At 71.2% G+C, this 22,464-nt stretch carries 18 protein-coding genes and 1 tRNA gene; 10 read left to right on the top strand and 9 right to left on the bottom strand.

Features of this window, described 5'->3' with window-relative positions; genetic code table 11:
* Positions 1-5 precede the first annotated feature (5 nt).
* Positions 6-890, bottom strand: a complete 885-nt coding sequence (locus IE311_RS06220; protein WP_189830547.1) for a hypothetical protein — start codon at positions 888-890, stop codon at positions 6-8.
* Between the two features lie 175 nt (positions 891-1,065).
* On the opposite strand from IE311_RS06220, the gene IE311_RS06215 reads away from it, so the two are divergent.
* Positions 1,066-1,836: a S1 family peptidase gene (locus tag IE311_RS06215; protein ID WP_229901764.1), complete on the top strand. Its 771-nt coding sequence runs from the start codon at positions 1,066-1,068 to the stop codon at positions 1,834-1,836.
* A 176-nt stretch (positions 1,837-2,012) separates the two neighbouring features.
* On the opposite strand, the gene IE311_RS06210 is transcribed toward IE311_RS06215, so the two are convergent.
* Positions 2,013-3,788: a glycoside hydrolase family 35 protein gene (locus IE311_RS06210; RefSeq protein WP_189830545.1), complete on the bottom strand. Its 1,776-nt coding sequence runs from the start codon at positions 3,786-3,788 to the stop codon at positions 2,013-2,015.
* Between the two features lie 91 nt (positions 3,789-3,879).
* Between IE311_RS06210 and IE311_RS06205 the strand changes: the two genes are divergently transcribed.
* From IE311_RS06205 to IE311_RS06180, 6 genes are all read left to right on the top strand, one after another.
* Positions 3,880-4,767, top strand: a complete 888-nt coding sequence (locus tag IE311_RS06205; protein ID WP_189830544.1) for an AraC family transcriptional regulator — start codon at positions 3,880-3,882, stop codon at positions 4,765-4,767.
* An 11-nt stretch (positions 4,768-4,778) separates the two neighbouring features.
* Complete coding sequence (locus IE311_RS06200) at positions 4,779-5,120, top strand: chorismate mutase (protein ID WP_189830543.1); 342 nt, start codon at positions 4,779-4,781, stop codon at positions 5,118-5,120.
* Positions 5,120-6,106 carry an asparaginase gene (locus IE311_RS06195; RefSeq protein WP_189830542.1) on the top strand — a complete coding sequence of 329 codons (987 nt, stop codon included), beginning with the start codon at positions 5,120-5,122 and terminating at the stop codon, positions 6,104-6,106. Before IE311_RS06200 ends, IE311_RS06195 begins: the two co-directional genes overlap by 1 nt.
* Positions 6,107-6,379: 273 nt before the next feature.
* Positions 6,380-8,866: an aminopeptidase N gene (pepN, locus tag IE311_RS06190; protein ID WP_189830541.1), complete on the top strand. Its 2,487-nt coding sequence runs from the start codon at positions 6,380-6,382 to the stop codon at positions 8,864-8,866.
* A 199-nt stretch (positions 8,867-9,065) separates the two neighbouring features.
* Positions 9,066-10,442, top strand: coding sequence for a pyridoxal phosphate-dependent decarboxylase family protein (locus IE311_RS06185; RefSeq protein ID WP_189830540.1), 1,377 nt, complete (start codon positions 9,066-9,068; stop codon positions 10,440-10,442).
* On the top strand, positions 10,439-11,854 hold the full coding sequence (locus IE311_RS06180) for a lysine N(6)-hydroxylase/L-ornithine N(5)-oxygenase family protein (RefSeq protein ID WP_189830539.1): 1,416 nt from the start codon (positions 10,439-10,441) through the stop codon (positions 11,852-11,854). Before IE311_RS06185 ends, IE311_RS06180 begins: the two co-directional genes overlap by 4 nt.
* Positions 11,855-11,860: 6 nt before the next feature.
* On the opposite strand, the gene IE311_RS06175 is transcribed toward IE311_RS06180, so the two are convergent.
* Positions 11,861-13,663, bottom strand: coding sequence for a bifunctional metallophosphatase/5'-nucleotidase (locus IE311_RS06175; RefSeq protein ID WP_189830538.1), 1,803 nt, complete (start codon positions 13,661-13,663; stop codon positions 11,861-11,863).
* Positions 13,664-13,821: 158 nt separating this feature from the next.
* Here IE311_RS06175 and IE311_RS06170 point away from each other — a divergent pair, with 158 nt between their 5' ends.
* Complete coding sequence (locus IE311_RS06170; protein ID WP_229901751.1) at positions 13,822-14,505, top strand: SIMPL domain-containing protein; 684 nt, start codon at positions 13,822-13,824, stop codon at positions 14,503-14,505.
* 146 nt (positions 14,506-14,651) lie between these two features.
* Positions 14,652-16,079, top strand: a complete 1,428-nt coding sequence (gene pyk, locus IE311_RS06165) for a pyruvate kinase (protein ID WP_189830536.1) — start codon at positions 14,652-14,654, stop codon at positions 16,077-16,079.
* Between the two features lie 3 nt (positions 16,080-16,082).
* On the opposite strand, the gene IE311_RS06160 is transcribed toward pyk, so the two are convergent.
* Both IE311_RS06160 and IE311_RS06155 read right to left on the bottom strand, forming a co-directional pair.
* Complete coding sequence (locus IE311_RS06160) at positions 16,083-16,871, bottom strand: helix-turn-helix domain-containing protein (protein WP_189830535.1); 789 nt, start codon at positions 16,869-16,871, stop codon at positions 16,083-16,085.
* Between the two features lie 84 nt (positions 16,872-16,955).
* Positions 16,956-17,038 (bottom strand) — tRNA-Leu (locus IE311_RS06155).
* A gap of 93 nt (positions 17,039-17,131) precedes the next feature.
* Here IE311_RS06155 and IE311_RS06150 point away from each other — a divergent pair.
* Entirely contained in the window at positions 17,132-17,785 is a 654-nt protein-coding gene (locus tag IE311_RS06150) for an ANTAR domain-containing response regulator (RefSeq protein ID WP_187623954.1), read from the top strand.
* A gap of 87 nt (positions 17,786-17,872) precedes the next feature.
* Here the strand turns inward: IE311_RS06150 and IE311_RS06145 are convergent, their stop codons facing one another.
* Genes IE311_RS06145 through IE311_RS06130 form a run of 4 tightly spaced genes read right to left on the bottom strand, consistent with a single transcriptional unit; the run spans position 17,873 to position 22,427 of the window.
* Complete coding sequence (locus IE311_RS06145) at positions 17,873-18,589, bottom strand: ABC transporter ATP-binding protein (protein WP_189830534.1); 717 nt, start codon at positions 18,587-18,589, stop codon at positions 17,873-17,875.
* The gene (locus IE311_RS06140; protein ID WP_189830533.1) at positions 18,586-19,656 is read right to left on the bottom strand and encodes an ABC transporter ATP-binding protein; all 1,071 of its coding nucleotides are present in this window, start codon (positions 19,654-19,656) and stop codon (positions 18,586-18,588) included. Before IE311_RS06140 ends, IE311_RS06145 begins: the two co-directional genes overlap by 4 nt.
* 3 nt (positions 19,657-19,659) lie before the next feature.
* Positions 19,660-21,501, bottom strand: coding sequence for a branched-chain amino acid ABC transporter permease (locus IE311_RS06135; RefSeq protein ID WP_373313757.1), 1,842 nt, complete (start codon positions 21,499-21,501; stop codon positions 19,660-19,662).
* Positions 21,498-22,427 (bottom strand): branched-chain amino acid ABC transporter permease, encoded by a 930-nt coding sequence (locus IE311_RS06130; protein ID WP_055644126.1) that lies wholly within the window; start codon positions 22,425-22,427, stop codon positions 21,498-21,500. Before IE311_RS06130 ends, IE311_RS06135 begins: the two co-directional genes overlap by 4 nt.
* Positions 22,428-22,464 lie beyond the last annotated feature (37 nt).

Raw genomic sequence — 22,464 nt, 5'->3', positions numbered from 1 at the left:
ACGACCTAGCCTCCGCACTCCAGGACCGTGCGGCACACCCCGCAGCGGGCCCGCAGCGCCCGCCCCGCGGGGATCCGCAGGCGCTGCCGGCAGACCGGGCAGAGGAACGAGACACCGGTCGCCGGCGCGCCGCCGTCGAAGGTGTACGGGGCGCCCTCGCCGGCCCGGCCCCGGCGCCGTTCCCAGCCGTACCGCCGGCGCTCGGCCCAGCCCGCCCCGGCGAGCGGCGCCGCCGTCCGCTCCCGGTCGGCCTCGGCCCGGCCCCGTACCCATGCCTCGTACGCCACCGCGCTGGTGAACCACGGTGACGGGTCCTCACCGAACACCTCGGCCCGTTTGGCGAGGACGTAGCCGAACTCCTCGGGGGTCAGATAGCCCAGCTTCTGGCTCTCGACACCGTCCTGCCGGAAGGCGTCGAGCAGCAGCCAGCCCGCGCCCAGATAGGTGGTGACGACGTCGGTGAGGATCTCGTTCTCGGCGGTGCCGGGGAAGCCGAGGCCGAGCCGGTGCAGGAGCACATGGGTGATCTCGTGGGCCAGGGCCGCGCCGATGTCCCGGCGGCGGGTCCGGAACCGGTCGTTGAGTTCCACGTAGTACTCGGGTCCCGCCGCGAGCTCGACGGCCGCCGCGTGCTCCATCGGACGGAAGCTCACGACCATGCGCGCCTCGGGGAGCCGCAGATGGCGGACGAGGGCGCGGGCCACCCGCTGGGTGCCGAGGTGGAGGTCCTCGTCGTCGTCGAGAGCGACGTCCGAGGGCGGCACACTCACCGGGTAGCGGTGTACTCCGTCGGGGGAGAGGCGCCGGTAGAGCGCCGTGAGCGAGGCCCCGACCGAGGCCCGGTGCGGGAAGCCGTGGACGACACGACCGCCCCCCTGTCCGTGCGGCATACCGGACCCCCCTTCCCGCCCACTGTACGGTCCTGTCGTCCGGCGTGGCCGAAAACACTTCCTTGTGGCGGCAGTTGCCCGCTGTCCATACTCCGGACATGACTTGACGGGCGCATGTCATTGTCCGTCGAGGCAACCCCCCATGAGAGAAGGCAGACACGTGAATCAGAACCGAATGGTCCGCGCACTCCAGAAGCTGGCCGCGGCCGGCGCCGTCGTCCTGGCGGCCGTCAGCCTCCAGCCCACCACCTCGGCCTCCGCGGCCCCCGCCCCCGTCGTCGGTGGCGTCCGCGCCGCCCAGGGCGAGTTCCCCTGGATGGTCCGGCTCTCCATGGGCTGTGGCGGCTCGCTGATCACCCCGCAGGTCGTCCTCACGGCGGCCCACTGTGTGAGCGGCTCCGGCAACAACACCAGCATCACCGCCACCGCCGGAGTCGTGGACCTGCAGAGCAGCAGCGCGATCAAGGTCAGGTCCACCAAGGTCCTCCAGGCCCCGGGCTACAACGGCAAGGGCAAGGACTGGGCGCTGATCAAGCTCGCCAGCCCGATCAACTCGCTGCCCACGCTGAAGATCGCCGAGACCACCGCGTACAACAGCGGCACCTTCACCGTCGCCGGCTGGGGCGCCGCCCGTGAGGGCGGGGGCCAGCAGCGCTACATGCTCAAGGCGAACGTGCCGTTCGTCTCGGACGCCTCCTGCCAGAACTCCTACGGCAGCGACCTCGTCCCGAGCGAGGAGATCTGCGCCGGCTACAGCCAGGGCGGGGTCGACACCTGCCAGGGTGACTCCGGTGGGCCCATGTTCCGCAAGGACAACGCCGGAGCGTGGACCCAGGTCGGCATCGTGAGCTGGGGCGAGGGCTGTGCCCGCGCCGGCTACCCCGGTGTCTACACGGAGGTCTCGACCTTCGCCGCCGCGATCAAGTCCGCCGCGGCCACGCTGTAGGGCTTTCCCGTACTGGTGCCCCGGAGCGGCCTCGGCTCCGGGGCACCGCCGTGCCCGGCGCCGCGGTCCGCCCCGGAGGCCCCGAGGCCCGGCGCCCCGGAGGGACGCCGAGGTGCCGAGGGCGTCGAGGACGCGGAGGACGCGGCGGACGCGGAGGACACGAAGGACCGGAGGGCTCAGAGGACGCCGAGCTCCATGTCCGGCACCCCGTCCCCCTCCAGCTCCAGCACCCACACCTCGTTCGCGCCCTCCCGGAGCACCGGGCCCGGCACGAACAGCGCCTCCTGCGGGCCGGCCGTCCAGTACCGGCCGAGACAGAAGCCGTTCACCCAGGCGAAGCCCCGGGTCGCGCCCGGCAGCCGCAGCACCGCGTCCCCGGCCCCCGTGACCCCCAGGACCCCCCGGTACAGCCCCGGGCCGCCGCCCTCCGCCCCCTCGCCGAACGGCCGCTCGGCGAACGGCACCTTGCCCACCGCCGCCGTCCCGAAGGCGTCCAGACGCAGACCCCGCGCCCGTACCCCGTGCAGATACTGCCGCTCGTGCCGGACCCCGCCCGTGATCCCCTTCGGCTCCCCCTGCCGCGGCCCGTAGTTGACCCGGCCGAGGGACTCCACCCACAGATCCACCACCGCCGGACCCGCCACCGGGGCGGCGAGCACCGGATCCTCCCCCTCCGCCGTGTCCAGCACCCCCGCCGGGGAACCGTCGACGTACACCACCGCCCGGTCCCGCAGCCCCGTCACCCCCAGCGGATACGGCTGCCGGGGACCCGGCACCACCACCCGGTAGCGGACCAGACCCCGGTCCACACCCAGCTCCTCGAAGGTCGACGGCACCGGCGCGACCACCTCCTCGTCGCCCAGCACCTCCAGGACCGACTCCAGCGACGCCCAGCCGTCGAACCCGCCCCGCACCGGCGCCGCGAGCCGTGCCGGAGGCTCCGGAAGCTCCGGCAAAGACCCCTCCGCGTACTCCGCGAGCACCTCGCGGAACCGCCAGAACTTCTCCGTCGGCCGCCCCGCCTCGTCCACCGGAGCGTCGTAGTCGTACGAGGTCACCGTCGCCCGCAGCGGCCCGTCGTGCAGCTCACCGGCCCGGTTCGCACCGGCCCAGCCCCCGAAGTTCGTCCCCCCGTGCGCCATGTACACATTGACCGAGGCCCCGCACTCCAGGATCTCCCGCAGCGCCCGGGCCGCGTCCTCCGCGTCCCGCACCGCGTGCTCCGTGCCCCAGTGGTCGAACCAGCCGCACCAGAACTCCATGCACATCAGCGGCCCCGAGGGCTGATGACGCCGCAGCGTCGCGAAGCCCTCCCGCGCCCCCGAACCGAAGTTCGCCGTCGCGAGCACCCCCGGCACCGAACCACCGGTCAGCATGTGGTCCTCGGGACCGTCCGAGGTGAACAACGGAACGCTCACCCCACAACGCCGCAACAGCTCCGCCAGCCACTCCAGATACGCCCGGTCGCTGCCGTAACTCCCGTACTCGTTCTCCACCTGCACCAGGAGCACCGGCCCGCCCCGGTCGATCTGCCGCTCCACCACCTGCGGAAGCAGCCGCCGGAACCAGGCCGCCACCGGCGCGAGGAACTCCGGATCGAGAGTCCGCACCCGGCGCCCGAGCGGCCCCGTCAGCCAGTGCGGCAGACCGCCGTTCTCCCACTCGGCGCAGATGTACGGCCCCGGGCGCACGATCGCCCACATCCCGGCCCGCTCCACCGCGTCCAGGAACCGGCCGAGCGCCTCCACGTCCCCGAACCGGCCCGGCTCCGGCGCGTACAGATTCCACGGAACGTACGTCTCGACGCAGTTGAGTCCCATGGCGCGCAGCATCCCGAGCCGGTGCTCCCACTGCTTCTCGTGCACCCGGAAGTAGTGCAGCGCCCCCGACAGGAGCCGCACCGGCCGTCCGTCGAGCAGAAAGTCCTCGTCACCCACAGCGAACGTGCTCATGGCCTCACCCTCACCCTCTGGCGGTGAGCCGGTCCATGGACAAAGATCGTTGCAGTTTGGACGTTAGGACGTCAGGGAAGGGCCCCGCCGCATGTACCACACCTGGATGCGCTACTTCACGCCCAGCCCGGTCCACCACCGCCTCGGCCTGGTCTGCCTCGGCGTCGGCCTCCAGCACGGCACCCTGCCCACCGTCGGCCCCCGCACCCTCGACCACCACGTGGCCGTCGTCGTCTCCGCCGGCAGCGGCTGGTACCGGGGCGCCGACGGGCGCCGCACCACCGTCACCGCCCCCACCCTGCTCTGGCTGACCCCCGGCACCCCCCACCACTACGGCGCCGACCCCGAAACCGGCTGGGACGAGGCCTTCGTCGACTTCTCCGGGCCCGCCACCGCCACCTACACCGAACTCGGCTACATCGAACCCGACCGGCCCGTCGTCCCCCTCTCCGACGCCGCCCCCGCCCGCGCCGCCATCGGCCGGATCGCCCGCGCCGCCCGCGCGGGCAACCCCCTCCTCGAGGTCGAGACCGGCGCCGCCGTCCACGAACTGCTCGTCGCCCTGCGACGGGCCCGCGCCGACACCAACGCCGACGGCGACCCCGTCCTCGCCGCCCTCGCCCGCGACGCCTTCCAGCCGCTCTCCGTCGCCGAGCACGCGGCCCGGCACGGCATGACCGCCGCCGAACTGCGCACCGCCGTCCGCCGCGCCGCCGGATGCAGCCCCAAGGACTACCTGCTCACCGTCCGCCTGGGCCGCGCCAAGGAACTCCTCGCCGCCACCGAACTGCCCGTCGCCGCCGTCGCCCGCCGCGTCGGCTACGACGACCCGGCCTACTTCTCCCGGCTGTTCACCCGCCGGGTCGGCACCGCCCCCATCCGCTTCCGCGAGCAGCAGGGACGGTCCGTGCACGGAGGCTGGAGCAACCGCGTTCCGGATCCCGAACACCCGCCCACGATCCCCCCGAGATCCGTCTAAGCTCGCAGATCATGAGCGAGTCCACCGGCCACCAGTCCCAGCCGTCCCCGTCCCAGCCCGACGACTCCGTACGGGCCGAACTGACCCGGCTGCGCGAAAGCATCGACAACATCGACGCGGCGGTCGTCCACATGCTCGCCGAGCGCTTCAAGTGCACCCAGCAGGTCGGCGTCCTCAAGGCCCGGCACCAGCTGCCGCCCGCCGACCCCGACCGCGAGGCCCGCCAGATCGCCCGGCTGCGGGAACTCGCCGGGAGCGCGAAACTGGACCCGGCCTTCGCGGAGAAACTCCTGAACTTCATCATCGCCGAGGTCATCCGCCACCACGAGACGATTGCGGACGGAGCACGCTGATGGCCCGCGTCACGGTCTTCACCCTCGGAGGGACCATCTCCGCACGAGGCGGTGACGCGGCCCGCATGACCGGCCAGGAGGTCCTCGCCGAACTCGGCGGCGACCACGACATCGTCCTCAACGACTTCCGCCGCGTCCCCAGCTCCACCCTCACCCACGAGGACCTCGCCGCACTCGCCGCCGAGGTCCGCGCCACCGTCGCCGCCGGCTCGGGCGTGGTCGTCGTCCAGGGCACCGACACCCTGGAGGAGACCGCCTTCCTCCTCGACCTGCTCTGCACCACCGAGCAGCCGATCGCCGTCACCGGCGCCATGCGCCGCCCCGACCTGCCCGGCGCCGACGGCCCCGCCAACCTGGCCGCCGCACTCGCCGTCGCCGCCGACCCGGCCTGCCGAGGCCTCGGCGTCCTCGTCGTCCTCGCCGACGAGATCCACGCCGCCCGGCTCGCCCGCAAGACCCACACCACCTCCGTCGCCACCTTCGCCTCGCCCGGCGCCGGGCCGCTCGGCACCGTCGTCGAGGGCGAGCCCCGCATCCTCCTCCGGCCCGCCGTCCCCGCCGCGGCCTGCCCGCTGAAGCTCGACCCCCAGGTACGGGTGGCCCTGGTGACCCTCTCCCTGGGCGACCGCGGCGAACTCCTCGAAGCCGTCGACGACCGCTTCCAGGGCCTCGTCGTCGCCGCCTTCGGCGCCGGCCACGCCCCCGCCCGCCTCGTCGAACCGCTCGCCGAGCTGGCCCGCCGCATCCCGGTCGTCCTGGCCTCCCGCACCGGCGGCGGAACGACCCTCTCGCACACCTACCGCGGCCCCGGCTCCGAGTACGACCTGCTGCACCACGGACTGATCCCGGCCGGCCCCCTCGACCCCGCCAAGGCCCGCATCCTGCTCCACACCCTGCTGTCCAGCGGCGCGGCGGGCCCGGCCGGCTACGACCGCCCGCGGATCACCGCCGCCTTCGCCCATCTGAACGGCTCCGGACTGGCCTGAGCCCCGGAGGGCCACCCGGCACGGACACGAGGCGGCCCGGCGTCGCCCGGCACGGACGCGAGGCGCCCCGGCGACGTCCGGCGCGCACACCCGGCGCCCCGGCGTCGCCCGGCACGCCCCGGCGTCCCCGCGACGCTCGGCACGCCCCCGGCACCCGCCCCGGACGCACCCCCGGCGGGAGACACCCGGGAGAGGGCGTGTCTCGCCCTCACCAGGGGCGTTCCGCCCCACCACCCCTGCCCGGCCCGGGCGGGATCGGGCAGCATAGGGCCCATGTCCGTACTGACGCGCGACGAAGCGCAGACCCGTGCCCAGCTCCTCGACGTCCAGCACTACACCGTGGACCTCGACCTCACCACCGGCGACGAGACCTTCGAATCCACCAGCCTCATCAGGTTCACCGCCCGCACCGCCGGGGACACCTTCGTCGAGCTGAAGCCCGAAACCCTGCACTCCGCCCTTCTGGACGACGAACCCCTCGACATCACCACCCTCGAAGGCAACCGTCTCCCGCTGCGCCTCGGCGCGGGCGAGCACGTCCTGCGGATCACCGCCACCATGCGCTACTCCCGCACCGGCGAGGGCATGCACCGGTTCACGGACCCCAGCGACGGCGAGTCGTACGTCTACACCCAGCTCTTCATGGAAGACGTCCAGCGCGTCTTCGCCGCCTTCGACCAGCCCGACCTCAAAGCCGTCTTCGAGGTGTCCGTCGACGCCCCCGAGGGCTGGACCGTCCTCGCCAACGGCATCACCGAACAGCAGCCCGACGGACGCTGGAAGGCGGCCCCCACCCCGCCGCTCTCCACCTACTTCGTCTGCTTCGCCGCCGGCCCCTGGCACTCGGTCCGCACCGAGCACGCCGGACTCCCCTTCGGCATCCACTGCCGCCGCTCCCTCGCCGCCCACCTCGACGCCGACGCCGACGAGATCCTCACCGTCACCAAGGCCTGCTACGACCGCTTCCACGAGAAGTTCGAGGAGCCGTACCCCTTCGACTCCTACGACCAGGCCTTCGTCCCCGAATTCAACTCGGGCGCCATGGAGAACCCCGGCCTCGTCACCTTCCGCGACGAATTCGTCTTCCGCTCCGCCGTCACCGTCACCGAGCGCCAGACCCGCGCCATGGTCATCGCCCACGAGATGGCCCACATGTGGTTCGGCGACCTCGTCACCCTGCGCTGGTGGGACGACATCTGGCTGAACGAGTCCTTCGCCGAGTACATGGGCTACCAGACCCTCAACGAGGCCTGCTCCGACCTCTTCCCCGACACCTGGGTCGACTTCGGCGTCACCCGCAAGGCCTGGGGGTACGAAGCCGACCAGCGGCCCTCGACCCACCCCGTCGCCCCCGACCCGGAGTCCGTCCCCGACACCGCCTCCGCACTCCTCAACTTCGACGGCATCTCCTACGCCAAGGGCGCCTCCGCCCTCCGCCAGCTCGTGACCTGGCTCGGCGAGAAGGACTTCCTCGCCGGCATCAACATCCACTTCAAGCGCCACAGGTTCGGCAACGCCACCCTCGCCGACTTCATCGACAACCTCGCCGCCGCCACCGACCGCGACGTCCACGCCTGGGCCGAGCAGTGGCTGCGCACCACCGGCGTCGACACCCTCACCCCGGCCCTCACCGGCGAAGGCCTCCACTGGAAGCTCGCGGTCGACCGCGACGGCGCCCGCCCGCACCGGATCGCCGCCGGCCTCTACGACCGCGACCCCTCCGGCGACCTCGTCCTGCGCGAACGCCGCGAACTCGACGTCCCCCAGACCGGACCCGCCGAGCTCACCGGCCCGCGCCCCGCCCTCGTCGTCCTCAACGACGAGGACCTCACCTACGCCAAGCTCCGCTTCGACGAGGTGTCCGAGGAAGCCGCCCTGCGCGGCCTCTCCCGCATCCCCGACCCGCTGACCCGCGCCGTGATCTGGAACGCCCTCCGCGACATGGTCCGCGACGGCGACCTCGGCCCCCGCGACTACCTGGAGATCGCCCTCGCCCACCTCACCGAGGAGACCGAACTCGCCGTCGTCCAAGGAGTCCTCGGCTTCGCCCGCGCCCAGATCGCCGACCGGTACGTCACCGAGGAGCAGCGCCCCGCCGCCCTCGCCACCATCAGCGAGATCGCCCGCGCCCTGCTCCGTCACACCGAGGACGGCGAGGCACCGGGGCTGCGCCTCACCGCGGTCCGCGCGTGCATCGACAGCGCCACCACCCCCGACAAGATCGCCTCCTGGCTCGACGAGGGCACCGTCCACGGCGGCCCGGAACTCGACCCCGAGCTGCGCTGGCGCATCCTGGCCCGCCTCGCCGTCCTCGGCGCCACCGACGAACCCACGATCGCCGCCGAACTGGAACGGGACCCGAGCGCCACGGGCCAGGAGGGCGCCGCCCGCTGCCGGGCCTCCCTCCCCACCGCGGAGGCCAAGGCGGCGGCCTGGTCGGCCCTCTTCGACACGGACGACCTCTCCAACTACCTCTTCACCGCCACCGCCCAGGGCTTCTGGCAGCCGGAACAGGCCGCACTCGTACGCGAGTACGTCCCCCGCTTCTACCCCGCGGCCGTCGCCCTCGGCGACCGCCGGGGCGCCGCCATGGCCGAGGCGGCCGGCCGCCACGCCTTCCCGGCGTACGCGATCGACCAGGAGTCCCTGACGCTGGGCGAGCGGCACCTCGACGACGACCGTATGATCCCGGCCCTCCACCGCAAGCTCGTCGACCAGCTCGACGACCTCGCCCGAGCCCTCAGGGCCCGCGAGGCCTGACGGAGGGTACGGCCGGGCGGAGAGCGTGGCCGGGCGGAGGGGGGACCGCCCGACAGGGGTACGCCCCGCCCCGCCCGGCCGCGACCACCCACCCCGCATCCCACGGACGGCGCCCCGAAACCAGGGCGCCGTCCCTCGTTCGGGTCACAACCCCCGACTCCCCGGACATACCCCGACAACCCCCGGCACCCTGTCGTCCATGCGTGCCGCACCCCCACCCCTCGCCGGAGGCACCCCCGGCCCCGACGCCCTCGGCCCCCTTCTCCGCACCGTCCTCGACGCACTCCGCGCGGGGGCGGAGCAACGCGGCGGCCCCCTGCCGGCCGGTGGCCCCCAGGCGGTGGCCCGCCACATCGACGCACTCGGCACCGCCCTCCCGGAGACCGGCACCGGCGCGGACGAAGCCCTGACCGCACTCGTCCGCGCGCTCGCCGCCGGCGCCGCCGACCCCGACGGCCCCCTCTGCGCCGCCCACCTCCACACCCCACCCCTCGCCCTCGCCGCAGCCGCCGACCTCGCCGCCTCCGCCCTCAACCCGTCCATGGACTCCTGGGACCAGGCCCCCGCCGCCTCCGCCCTCGAAGCCCTCGTCACGACGGCGCTCGCCGCCGAGGTCTTCCCCGACGCCGTCCGTCCCGACGCCCTCGTCACCACCGGCGGCACCGAGTCCAACCAGCTCGCCCTCCTCCTCGCGCGAGAACGCCACGGCCCGGTCCGCACCGTCGTCGGCGCCAACGCCCACCACTCCTTCCGGCGCGCCGCCTGGCTCCTCGGCCTCCCCGAACCGGTGGTCGTGCCCACGCCCCGCGGCACGATCGACCCCACCGCCCTCCACGAGACACTCACCACCCTCACCGGGCCCGTCCTCGTCGCGGCCACCGCGGGAACCACCGACGAGGGCCTCGTCGACCCGCTGCCCCGGCTCGCCGACGCCTGCGCGGCCCACCACGCCGAGTTCCACGTCGACGCCGCCTACGGCGGCCCCCTCCTCTTCAGCCGCGCCCACCGCCACCTCCTCGACGGCACGGCCCGCGCCCGCACCGTCACCGTCGACCTGCACAAACTGGGCTGGCAGCCCGCCGCCGCAGGCCTCCTCGCCGTACAGGAGACCGCCGACCTCGCCGCCCTCGGCCACACCGCCGACTACCTCAACGCCGACGACGACACCGAAGCCGGCCTCCCCGACCTCCTCGGCCGCTCCCTGCGCACCACCCGCCGCCCCGACATCCTGAAGACCGCCGTCACCCTCCGGGCCCTCGGCCGCACCGGTCTCGGCGCCCTCGTCGACGCCTGCATGGAACGGGCACAGGAACTGGCCGACCTCGTCGAGAAGGCACCGGGACTCGACCTGCGGGACCGGCCCGTCCTCACCACCGTGCTGTTCCGGCCGCGCGACGCCGACGACGAGACCGTCGCCGCGATCCGCCGCACCCTCCTCGCCGAAGGCCGCGCCGTGCTCGGCCGGGCCGAGGCGGACGGCCGCCTCTGGCTCAAGGCCACCCTGCTCAACCCCCACGCCACCCCCGGCGACCTGGCCCAGCTCATCACTCTCGCGGAAGGCAGCACGCACCGATGACCGGCAGCACCCCCAAGGACGAGCAGGACCGCCCCCACGATCTGGTGGGCATCGGCATCGGCCCCTTCAACCTCTCGCTCGCCGCTCTCGCCCAGGGCATCCCCGGCAGCCTCTCCACCACCTTCTTCGAGCAGAAACCCACCTTCCACTGGCACCCCGGCCTCCTCATCGAGGGCGCCACCCTCCAGGTCCCCTTCCTCGCCGACCTCGTGACCCTGGCCGACCCCGCCAGCCCCTGGACCTTCCTCAACTACCTGAAGCACCGGGAACGCCTCTTCCCCTTCTACTTCGCCGAGAAGTTCCACATCCAGCGCACCGAGTACGACGCCTACTGCCGCTGGGTCAGCGAACGCCTGCCCGGCCTGAACTTCGGCCACCAGGTCGACTCGGTCCGCTGGAACCCCGAGCGGCGCCTGTTCGAGGTCGACTTCACCCAGATCGACCCCGACGGCGAGGCCGAAGCCCTCGGCCGCGCCTACACCCGCAACGTCGTCCTCGGAGTCGGCACGGAACCCTACGTCCCCGAGCCGCTGAAACCGCTCGCCGACGCCCCCGGCGTCCCCGTCTTCCACTCGGCCGACTACCTCGCCCACCGCGACACGCTCCTCGCCGCCGGGCACGTCACCGTCGTCGGCTCCGGCCAGTCCGGCGCCGAGGTCTTCCTCGACCTGCTCAGATCCCGCCCCGCCGGTGCCGAGAGGATCCACTGGCTGGCCCGCACCGAGGCCTTCGCCCCGATGGAGTACTCCAAACTGGGCCTCGAACACTTCACCCCCGACTACACCCGCTACTTCCACTCCCTCCCCGAGCAGGTACGCGGCGACCTCGTGCCCCGGCAGTGGCAACTGCACAAGGGCATCGACGCGGACACGATCGCCGCCATCCACGACGAGCTCTACCGCCGCACCCTGCACGGCGGCTGGCCCGACGCCGTCCTCACCCCCGGCGTCCGCGTCCGCACCGCCGGCCGGGTCGCCACCACCCAGGTCGAACTGCACCTGGAACACCTCCAGCAGGGCACCCGCTCCCGGCTCACCACCGACGCCGTCGTCCTCGCCACCGGCTACCGCGAGCGCCCGGTGGAACGGATGCTCGCCGGCCTCGACCCGTATCTGCGCCACGACTCCGCGGGCCGCGCACGGGTCGACGAGCGGTACCGGCTGGTCCTCGACCCGTCCGTGACCGGCGCCGTCCACGTACAGAACGCCGAGAAGCACACCCATGGCGTCGGCGCCCCCGACCTGGGCCTGGCCGCCTGGCGGAGCGCGACCATCCTCAACTCGATCACCGGCAAGGAGCCGTACCCGCTGCCCCGCCGGACCGCCTTCACCACCTTCGGCCTGGAGACACGAGAGGCGCCGAGCATTCCGGCCCAGGGCCAGAAGCTGACGCCTCTCACACAGATCGTCTAGCGGGTCTCAGAAGACCGGGACGCCGTCCCGGGTCAGCCTCCAGTCCACGGAGGCGAACAGACCCGGGTCGACCGTCCCCTTCGCCTGCACCCACTGGATGATGGTGTTGCGGATCTCGTCCGAATTGGCCCACAGCTGCTGTGCGTTCGCCACGTGCGGGAACGCGCCGCCACCACTCGCCCGGTAGTTGTTGACCGCGAGGACGAACTTCGCCGCCGGGTCCAGCGGCTTGCCCTCGAAGGACAGGTTCACGATCCGCGAACCGGCCGGCGCGGCGATGTCGATGTCGTACGTGAGCCCGGAGACGGCGTCGTAGTTGTAGTCCGGGATACCGCCCGCGTTGGTCAGCTTCGCGGTGTCCACGGGGACACCCGCCGCCGTCTGGACGTAGTACCGCGCCGAGTACTCCAGGTAGTCCTTCAGCTGGGCGCCCGTCATCAGACGGGCCTCCAGGGTGTTCTCGAAGGGATACAGACCGGCGGCGTCCTTGATGGAGACCTGCCCGGCCGGGATGCGGGCCGTCCGGGAGAAGCAGGAGGCCTGCGACAGCACCGGCAGGGCCGCGTGCGCCCCGCCCGCGAGGGCGGCCTTCACCGTCTCGGCCTGGACGACGTTGATCAGATCGATGATCGGCTCGTCCTTCCACGGCGCGTCCGCCGTGGTCATGACGGCGGTGGAGGTGCCGATGATCTGGTTGACGTACGCGACGACCTTCTTGTGCTCGTCCCCGAGCAGCCCCGTGATCTCCGGGTCCTCGGCCACCGTGTTGGAGTTGAGGACCTGCGCACCGACCTTCTCGACCGTCCAGCGGCCCTTCTCCCACACCAGGTCGAAGTCGAAGAGGGTGAGCCGCTGACCCCACTTCAGCGGCTCGGACAGAACGACGTCCTTGCCGGTCTCCTTGTTCGTGACCCGGTACTCGGGGATCTCGGTGTGCGCGTGCCCGACGAGGATGGCGTCGATGCCCGGCACCTGCTCCGCGACGAGCCCGGCCGCGTTCTCGATGTGGGGGAGCTGGTCACCGTAGGAGGAGGTGCCGCTGGAGCCGGAGTGCGCCGAGACGACGACGACGTCCGCACCCATCGAGCGGAGCTTCGGCACCCACTTCGCGGCCTGCTCCTCAAGACCCGGGAAGACCATCTTCCCGCTGACGTTCGCCTTGTCCCAGATCGCGATGCCCGGGTTGGTCAGGCCGAGTATCGCGACCTTGACGTCCTTGCCGTGCGGGGTCCGCAGCCGGTGCATGCTGTACGGGGCGAAGGCCGGGCGCAGCGTCTTCGCGTCGAGCGCGTTGGCGCCGAGCAGCGGGAAGTCGCACTGCTCCTCGAACTTCCGCAGCACCGGGATGCCGTAGTTGAACTCGTGGTTGCCCAGCGCGGCGGCGTCGTAGCCGATGGCGTTCATGGCCTGCGCCATCGGGTGGACCGGGCCGCGGCGGGCCGTGATCGGGTCGACCTTGGCGTAGTAGTACGAGAGCTGGGTGCCCTGGATGGTGTCGCCGGCGTCGATGAGAAGGGTGTTGCGGCGCCCCTTCTCCTTGCGCACCTGGTCGACCAGGGTCGAGATCTTGGCGAGGCCGACATCGTTGTGGGCCTTGTCGTCGAACTCCTTGTCCGTGAAGTAGTCCCAGTTGAAGACATTGCCGTGCAGGTCGGTGGTGCCCATCACGGTGAAGGAGTACCGCTTCTGCGGACGCGGGCGGCCATGGCCGCCGTGGGCCTCGGCGGGCACGGCGACGGCCCCGGCGACGGCCACTCCGGCTCCGGCGGCGGCGGTGCGCTCCAGGAACGTCCTGCGGTTCAGCGGCATGTGCGATCTCCCCTTTGGTTCTGTGACGCAGGCGCCGACCGTGGCGCACAACGCGCGTAGATTCTGGCTCAGACCGCACCCCGGCAACAGACCTTTCGGGTTACGGAGTGGGAAAGTGTTCGGTGGACGATCGCTACCGAACACGGAGGAGTCAGGACGTGACGCAGGAACACGTGACCCCGGACGCACCCCAGGTGACGGTCCGCGGTGAAGGGCGACTGGAGATCGACCCGGAGCTCGCCCGGATCTGGGTGACCGTCTCCGCGCGCGGCACCGACCGCTCCGCGGCGCTCGCCGACCTCACCCGGCGCAACGCACAGGTCCTCGAACTGGTCAAGGCACAGGGCTCCGCCGTCGAGAAGCTGGAGACCGGCAGCTTCTCGATCTCCCCCGAGCTCACCCGCAAGGGACGCGGGGAACGGGTGCACGCCTTCCGCGGACGGGTGCGGGTCACCGCCGAACTGAGCGACTTCACCGTCCTGGGAGAGCTGGTGACCCGCCTCGCCGACCTCGAACTGACCAGTGTGGACGGACCGTGGTGGTCCCTGCGCCCGGCCTCCCCGGTGTACGCGGAGGCGCGCCGCCTCGCGGTGACGGAGGCGGTCGCACGGGCACGGGCCTACGCCGAGGCGCTCGGCACCTCCCTCGCGTCACTCCTCGAACTGTCGGACGCGGGGCTCGCCGAGCCCCTGATGCCGAGGCGCGCCGGGTTCGGCTCGGCGGCGGTGGCCTACTCGGCGGAGGCGGCCGGCGAGGCCCCGCCGCTGGACCTGGAACCGCAGCGGCAGACCGTCACGGCCGAGGTCGTCGCGCGCTTCACGATGCGGCCGCCCGCACTCTGAGACAGGGGGCGCCGGGGCGCGGAAATCGCTCATCGGAGCACCCCGGCGCACAGATTCAAGACTTGTCAACAGCCTTTCACGGAAAGGTTGTTGAGTAGTCATGTCCCACCAACTCGCTACTGGTGGGTAAGCCCTAGTCTCGACCTATGCGCCGAGCGAAAATCGTTTGTACCCTTGGGCCCGCCACCGAAACATACGACCAGATCAAGGCGTTGATCGAGGCCGGAATGGACGTGGCCCGCTTCAACCTCAGCCACGGCTCGTACGTCGAGCACGAGGAGCGCTACCAGCACGTACGCAAAGCCTCCGACGAGACCGGCCGCAGCATCGGAGTCCTCGCCGACCTTCAAGGCCCGAAGATCCGCCTCGGCCGCTTCCGCGAAGGCCCCGTACTCCTTGAACGCGGCGACGAGTTCACCATCACCGTCGAACCCGCCGAAGGCGACCGCCACTGCTGCGGCACGACCTACTCCGGCCTCGCCGAGGACGTCACCACCGGCGAGCGCATCCTCGTCGACGACGGCCGCGTCACCCTGGAAGTCGTCTCCGTCGAAGGACCCCGGGTCAACACCCTGGTCATCGAAGGCGGCATGGTCTCCGACCACAAGGGCCTCAACCTGCCCGGCGTCGCCGTCTCCGTCCCCGCCCTCTCCGAGAAGGACATCGAAGACCTCCGCTGGGCGCTGCGCATCGGCGCCGACGTCATCGCCCTCTCCTTCGTCCGCAGCGCGCGGGACATCGAGGACGTCCACCGCATCATGGACGAGGAGGGGCGCCGGCTGCCCGTCATCGCCAAGATCGAGAAGCCGCAGGCCGTCGAGAACATCGAGGAGATCGTCGCCGCCTTCGACGGCATCATGGTCGCCCGCGGCGACCTGGGCGTCGAGATGCCCCTGGAGCAGGTGCCGATCGTCCAGAAGCGCGCCGTCAAGCTCGCCAAGCGGAACGCCAAGCCGGTCATCGTCGCCACCCAGATGCTCGACTCGATGATCGACAACTCCCGCCCCACCCGCGCCGAGGCCTCCGACGTCGCCAACGCCGTCATCGACGGCACCGACGCCGTCATGCTCTCCGGCGAGACCAGTGTCGGCCGCTACCCCATCGAGACCGTCCGCACCATGAGCCGGATCGTCGAAGCCGCCGAGGAGGACGTCCTCGCCAAGGGCCTCCCGCCGCTGACCGACCGGAACAAGCCCCGCACCCAGGGCGGCGCCGTGGCCCGCGCGGCCGCCGAGATGGGCGACTTCCTCGGCGCCAAGTTCCTCGTCGCGTTCACCCAGTCCGGCGACACGGTCAAGCGACTCTCCCGCTACCGCTCGCCGATCCCCCTGCTCGCCTTCACCCCGGACCCGGCGACCCGCTCCCAGCTCAACCTCACCTGGGGCGTCGAGACCTTCCTCGGCCCGCACGTCGACTCGACGGACGCGATGGTGGCGCAGGTCGACGAGGAACTGCTGCGGATCGGCCGCTGCCGCCCCGGCGACATCGTGGTCATCACGGCCGGCTCCCCGCCGGGCGTCGCGGGCTCGACGAACCTGGTCCGCGTCCACCACATCGGCGACCCGCTGACGTAGGGGTCAGTGCTTGGGTCCGACGTGCTGGTCCATGAGGGCGACGGATGCTTTGCGGGCGACGGAGATGTTCTGGGCGGTGCGCGACTGGTTCGCGGCCTTCCACTCGACGCCCACGCGGTCGAGGGCGTGGGTGAAGAGCCCGATGATGTCGGTGGACGAGTTGGTGAAGAAGTAGCGGGGGTACTCGTACCGCTTCCGTTCGCCGCCGATGAGCCGGGTCGTCCAGTTCGTGATCCGGCTCCCGTCGGAGTGGATGAGTCCCCGGATGAAGTGCCACGGGTACGCGTCGACGATCTCCTGCTGCCACGGTTCGAGGGCGATGTGCCGCTCGTGCTTCTTGCCGGGCCCGTGCTGAGGGAAGAGGCATGCGAGGTGCTTGGAGTAGATCTTGACGTCTAGGCACCCTTGCCGCTGGACCTTCGATGCGTGATTGCCGGGTAGGACGGATTGCATCGCCTGCACGCAGGCGTCGATGAGCCCCGGCCAGGTGTCGGTACACGAGATGGAAAGGCTCGGAACCCGCATAGCAGGGCTGTGGGCGATGTGCCCGTCACCGAGGTAGAGCCCCAGTAGGTACGAGTACGCCGACCCGTCGAGATCCCGTCCGTCGCACCGTGCGCACAGAGGGCTGTGCCTACCTGGGCACTCGCCACGCGTCGCGCGGTCCTTGTGCTTCCAGTAGCTGATCGTGCCCTGTGGGACGTTGAGCTGGCGTGCCACGTCCGCGTTCTTGGCGCCGCCGCGCAGCAGTGTGAGAGCCCGCTGTCGTACTTCTGTGCTGTGAAAGTCCATGCGGTCACTCTGCGCAGTGAGCCGTCGCCGTGCGCAGCAAAAAGCGGACATTCACACGAAGGTGAACGTCCGCTTCAGAAGCTGTGCCGGGTGCGGGACTCGAACCCGCAAGCCCTCACGGGCAGATGTGTTTGAGACATCCGTGTATGCCATTCCACCAACCCGGCAGATCGCCAATCGGAGTGTACCCGGTCACTGGTCCGGCCAGCAGCTAGGTAGGCTTCCTAGTGCAGCGCACTGCCCCGCAACGAGGAGCCCCCGTGACCGCCCCCGAGTCGCCCCAGCCCGCCGACGACGCCGACGCGTCGCACGTCCCGCCGCTGACGACCCGTGTCGTCATCGCCGAGGACGAGGCCCTCATCCGCCTCGACCTCAAAGAGATGCTGGAGGAAGAGGGCTACACGGTCGTCGGCGAGGCCGGTGACGGTGCCACGGCCGTCGAGCTCGCCCGCGAGCACCGCCCCGATCTCGTCATCCTGGACGTGAAGATGCCCGTCCTGGACGGCATCTCGGCCGCCGAGAAGATCGCCGGCGAGTCCATCGCCCCGGTCCTCATGCTCACCGCCTTCTCCCAGCGCGAGCTCGTCGAGCGGGCCAGGGACGCCGGCGCCATGGCGTACCTGGTGAAGCCGTTCAGCAAGAGCGACGTGGTGCCGGCCATCGAGATGGCCGTCTCCCGCTTCTCCGAACTGCGCGCCCTGGAGCAGGAGGTCGCGGACCTCTCCCAGCGTCTGGAGACCCGCAAGCTGGTGGACCGCGCCAAGTCGATCCTGCAGACCCAGTACGGGCTGACGGAGCCGGCCGCGTTCCGCTGGATCCAGAAGACCTCGATGGACCGCCGTATGTCGATGCAGCAGGTCGCCGAGGCCGTCATCGAGGACGCCGAGGAGAAGAAGGCGGCCAAGGGCCAGTAGCCCCGTCCGCCCCCGTACACATACGGAGAAGGCCCGCCCCACGACTTTGTGGGGCGGGCCTTCTGTCTGTGGTGCCGACCGGGTGGGTCAGTCCTCGCCGAGGTACGCCTTGCGGACGGACTCGTCGTGGAGCAGGTTCCGGCCGGTGCCCGAGAGCACGACCTTGCCGATCTCCATCACGTGACCCTGGTCGGCCAGGGCGAGCGCGGCCTGGGCGTTCTGCTCGACGAGCAGGATGGTGGTGCCCTGGGCCTTCAGCTCGGCGATGGTCGCCATGATCTTCTGCATCATGATCGGCGAGAGGCCCATGGAGGGCTCGTCGAGCATGAGCAGCTTGGGCTGGGACATCAGTGCCCGGCCCATGGCGAGCATCTGCTGCTCACCGCCGGAGAGCGTGCCGGCGGCCTGCTTGCGACGCTCGCCCAGGATCGGGAAGAGGTCGTAGGCGCGCTGGACGTCCTTGGCGATGCCCGCGGTGTCCTTCCGGAGGAAGGCGCCGAGGAGGAGGTTCTCCTCGATCGTCATGCGGGGGAAGATGTGCCGGCCTTCGGGGGAGTGCGCCAGGCCCAGCGAGACGATCTTGTGTGCGGGGATCTTGCGGAGGGACTTGCCCTCGAACTTGATCTGGCCGCCGACCGGCTTGAGGAGCCCGGAGAGGGTCCGCAGGGTGGTGGTCTTTCCGGCGCCGTTGGTGCCGATGAGGGTGACGACCTCACCGGCGTTGACGGAGAAGGAGATGCCCTTGACGGCCTCGATCTTCCCGTAGGCGACGCGCAGGTCCTCGACTTCGAGCAGTGCGGTCATGCGTCGTTCTCCTTGCCCGAAGCAGGGTCGTGCGGGGTGTCCTCCGAGGTCTCGCCGGCGGCCGGGGCCTCGTCGGCGGGGGCCTCGGGGGTCTCCGGGGCGTCGTCCGAAGCCTCGTCCTCGGAGGCCTCGTCGTCGGCGGCCCCGTCCTGGGACGGAGCCTCCTTCGCCGGGGCGTCCTCGGCCGGAGCGGCCTCGGCGGCCTCGTCCTTCGCGGGGGTCTCCTCGGAGGGGGCCTCCGCCGCCGCGGTGTCGTCCGCGACGGGCTCGCCCAGGTAGGCGGCGATGACCCGCTCGTCGCTCTGGACGGTGTCGCTGTCGCCCTCGATCAGCTTCTGGCCCTGGACGAGTACGGCGACCCGGTCGCAGAGGTTGAAGATGAACCGCATGTCGTGCTCGATGACGAGCACGGCGATGCCCATGTCCCGGATGGCGAAGATGAGTTCCTCCGCCGCCCGCGTCTCCTGCGGGTTCATGCCGGCGGTGGGCTCGTCGAGCAGGATCAGACCGGGGTCGCTCGCGAGGGCGCGGGCGATCTCCAGCTTGCGCTGCTCTCCGTACGGGAGGTTCTTGGCGAGGTGCTGGGCCTTGTCCTGGAGACCGATGAACTCCAGGAGCTCCATCGCCCGCTCGGTCGCCTCCGCCTCGGCCTTCTTGAAGCCGGGCAGACGGAGCAGCGCGGACCAGAGGCCCTGCTTCATCCGGGTGTGGCGTCCGACGAGGACGTTCTCCAGGACCGTCATGTTGTGGAAGAGACGGATGTTCTGGAAGGTGCGGGCGATGCCGGCGTCGGTGACCTTGTACGACGTGGGCGGCAGGACCTTGCCCTTGTACCGGACCTCTCCCTCGGTGGGGACGTAGAGGCCGGTGAGGCAGTTGAAGAAGGTGGTCTTGCCGGCGCCGTTGGGGCCGATGAGGCCGACGATCTCGCCGCTGTTGACGGTCAGGTTCACATCGCGCACGGCGGTGAGGCCGCCGAAGCGCATGGTGACCCCGCGGGCGTCGAGAACGGTCTCGCCGGCGGTCGGCGCGCTGGTGGCGTCGGCGGTCTTCGTGGTGGTCGTCATGGTTCAGGCACCTGCCTTGACGGGCGTGGCGGGCGTCTCGTCGTGCTCGTGGAACTCGAGCTGGTTGCGCCGGTTGGCGATCATGCCCTCGGGGCGGAACCGCATGAGCAGGATCAGCGCGACGCCGAAGGCGAAGAGCTGGTACTCGCCCATGAACTGGAGCTTGTTCGGGATGAGGAAGAGCAGCGAGGCGCCGACCAGGGGACCGCTCATCGTGCCCATGCCGCCGAGGACGACGGCCGCGAGCAGGAAGGCGGAGTTGGGCGGGATCGGTCCGGCGAAGAGGTACTGCTCCGGGGTCACCGTGTAGGTCACGTGGGCCTGCACGGTGCCGGCGAGGCCGGCGAGCGAGGCGCCGAGCGCGAAGGCGATGAGCTTGACCCGGAAGCCGTTGATGCCCATGGCGAGCGCCGCGGTCTCGTCCTCGCGGATGGCGACCCAGGCGCGGCCGATGCGGGAGTCGCCGCTGCGCCGGAAGACCATCACGACGACTGCCATGATCAGCAGCATCAGGAAGAAGTAGTTCGCGAAGCGGCCGATGGTGAAGCCGGCGATGGCGTGCTCGGCGCCGAAGTCGAACCCGAGGATGCTGAGGTTCGGGATGGACGCGATGCCGTTGGAGCCGTTGGTGATGTCCGGGCCCGAGGTGCCGTCGGTGTTCATGACGGCGATGCGGAAGATCTCACCGAAGCCGAGCGTCACGATGGCGAGGTAGTCGCCGCGCAGTCGCAGGGTCGGGGCGCCGATGAGGACACCGAAGACCAGGGAGGCTCCGGCGCCGACGAGGACGGCGGCCCAGAAGGGCAGGTGGACGCCGAACGGGGAGGTCGGGGCTCCCGAGACGAGGGCGGCCGCGTAGGCGCCGACGCCGAGGAAGGCGACGTAGCCGAGGTCGAGGAGACCGGCGAGGCCGACGACGATGTTCAGGCCCAGGGCGACCGTGGCGAAGATCAGGATGTAGACGCCGAGCGTCGCGTACTGGTCGTCGGTCTGGGTGAAGGGGAAGAGCGCCGCCGCGATGAACGCACCCGCGATGGTGAGGTTCTGGTGCTTCTTGGTGAGCTGCGTGGCCTGCTGCATGAGGCCGGACTTGTTGATCGCGGCGAAGCCGAGGCCGGCCGTGATCAGGAAGCCGACGAACAGCTCGTCGTACTCGGTGCCGACGCCGTAGGTGAAGACGCCGAGCGCCGCGGCGAGGATGCCCGTGATGATCAGGATCTCGACCGTGGAGTGCATCGGGGGCAGCTTGCGGGCGGTGCCGGTGGCGGCGAAGGCGCCCTTGAAGGCCGTCCAGCCGTTGCCGGCGCGGTGCTTGAACTGGTCCCAGCCGGTGTCCTCGGGGTCCACGGGGTGTACCGCGGGCCGTTCGAAGGGGAGGGCGAGGGCGCCGAGGAGGGTGAGCAGGGAGGTGAGCGCGACGATCGCGCCGCCCGGCTCCAGGTTGATCGGGCCGCCCAGCGAGACGCTGATCGCGGCGACGGTGTACCAGGTGGTGCCGAAGGTGGCGAGGGCGGCGACCTTGATCGCGGCGTCGGCGCCGGCCGGGGTCAGCCAGCGGGTGCCCTTGACGCCGTAGGAGGAGAGGGCGAAGAGGGCGGTGAGCAGGCCCAGGACGAGGACCTGGGTCTGGAGGCCGGCGGGGGAGCCGTAGTACGTGAGGTCGCCGGGGAACGTGGGCGTCCAGGTCCAGGCGAGGAAACAGGCGGCGACGGTGAGGCCGGAGCCGCCCAGGGCGAGGGCGCGGGCGGCCTTGGCCGGCAGGAAGCCGATCAGACCGGTCGCTTCGTCCCGCTGGGAGGCCGCTGCTGCCTGGGTGTTCTCGGAGATGGTGGTCATGGTGCTCACGCCCTGTCCGCGACGCGCTCGCCCAGGAGGCCTTGTGGCCGGGCGAGGAGTACGACGATGAGGAGTACGAAGGCCCAGACGTCGGCCCAGGACTGGCCGCCGAGCTGCTCCATACCGGGGATGTGGCTGACGTACGCCGTCGCCATGGTCTCGGCGATACCGAGGACGACTCCGCCGATCATGGCTCCGTAGATGTTGCCGATGCCGCCGAGGACGGCGGCGGTGAAGGCCTTGAGTCCGAGGAGGAAGCCCATCTTGTAGTCGACGACGCCGTACTTGAGGCCGTAGGCGACGGCGCCGACGGCGGCCATGGCCGCGCCGAGGGCGAACGCGATCACGATGATCCGGTCGGTGTTGACGCCCATGAGCTTGGCGGTGTCCGGGTCCTGCGCGGTGGCCTGCATGCCGCGGCCCACGCGGGTCCGCATGACGAAGAAGGCGAGGACGGCCATGCAGATCGGGGCGGCGATCAGCAGGAAGACGTCACCGGTCTGGATGGTGATCGGGCCGAGCTCGATCGGACCGCCGGGGATCTGCGGGAAGGTCCGGGCGCTCTTCGCCTCGGGGTACCACACCCACACCGCGTACTGCAGGGCGAGGGAGAGGCCGATGGCCGTGATGAGCGGGGCGAGGCGGGGGCCACCTCGTAGCGGACGGTAGGCGAACCGTTCCGCCCCGACGGCTATGGTGGTCGCGACTATCACGGCACCGATGATCATGACGGGCAGCGCGACCCACATGCTGGTGCCGCCGGGCAGGATGAGCCAGACCGTGAGCGCCCCGAAGCCGCCGGTCATGAAGATCTCGCCATGGGCGAAGTTGATGAGCTGGACGATGCCGTAGACCATCGTGTAGCCGACGGCGACGAGCCCGTACATGGATCCCAGTAGCAGGCCGTTGACCAGCTGCTGCGGCAGTTCGTTCACCGCATTGTCCTCCGAGACTTTCGACGGATGTGACACC

The sequence above is a fragment of the Streptomyces zaomyceticus genome, from assembly GCF_014656215.1.
Lineage (GTDB): Bacteria > Actinomycetota > Actinomycetes > Streptomycetales > Streptomycetaceae > Streptomyces > Streptomyces zaomyceticus.
This window is presented reverse-complemented; position numbering and strand designations above follow the sequence as displayed.

Excerpts from the sequence above, each read along its gene's own strand:
- IE311_RS06160 (WP_189830535.1), bottom strand. The coding sequence starts at position 16,871 with ATGGACTTTCACAGCACAGAAGTACGACAGCGGGCTCTCACACTGCTG.
- IE311_RS06185 (WP_189830540.1), top strand. The coding sequence starts at position 9,066 with ATGCGTGCCGCACCCCCACCCCTCGCCGGAGGCACCCCCGGCCCCGAC.
- IE311_RS06205 (WP_189830544.1), top strand. The coding sequence starts at position 3,880 with ATGTACCACACCTGGATGCGCTACTTCACGCCCAGCCCGGTCCACCAC.
- pepN (WP_189830541.1), top strand. The coding sequence starts at position 6,380 with ATGTCCGTACTGACGCGCGACGAAGCGCAGACCCGTGCCCAGCTCCTC.
- IE311_RS06200 (WP_189830543.1), top strand. The coding sequence starts at position 4,779 with ATGAGCGAGTCCACCGGCCACCAGTCCCAGCCGTCCCCGTCCCAGCCC.
- IE311_RS06175 (WP_189830538.1), bottom strand. The coding sequence starts at position 13,663 with ATGCCGCTGAACCGCAGGACGTTCCTGGAGCGCACCGCCGCCGCCGGA.
- IE311_RS06180 (WP_189830539.1), top strand. The coding sequence starts at position 10,439 with ATGACCGGCAGCACCCCCAAGGACGAGCAGGACCGCCCCCACGATCTG.
- IE311_RS06140 (WP_189830533.1), bottom strand. The coding sequence starts at position 19,656 with ATGACGACCACCACGAAGACCGCCGACGCCACCAGCGCGCCGACCGCC.
- IE311_RS06195 (WP_189830542.1), top strand. The coding sequence starts at position 5,120 with ATGGCCCGCGTCACGGTCTTCACCCTCGGAGGGACCATCTCCGCACGA.
- IE311_RS06210 (WP_189830545.1), bottom strand. The coding sequence starts at position 3,788 with ATGAGCACGTTCGCTGTGGGTGACGAGGACTTTCTGCTCGACGGACGG.
- IE311_RS06220 (WP_189830547.1), bottom strand. The coding sequence starts at position 890 with ATGCCGCACGGACAGGGGGGCGGTCGTGTCGTCCACGGCTTCCCGCAC.
- IE311_RS06215 (WP_229901764.1), top strand. The coding sequence starts at position 1,066 with ATGGTCCGCGCACTCCAGAAGCTGGCCGCGGCCGGCGCCGTCGTCCTG.
- IE311_RS06145 (WP_189830534.1), bottom strand. The coding sequence starts at position 18,589 with ATGACCGCACTGCTCGAAGTCGAGGACCTGCGCGTCGCCTACGGGAAG.
- pyk (WP_189830536.1), top strand. The coding sequence starts at position 14,652 with ATGCGCCGAGCGAAAATCGTTTGTACCCTTGGGCCCGCCACCGAAACA.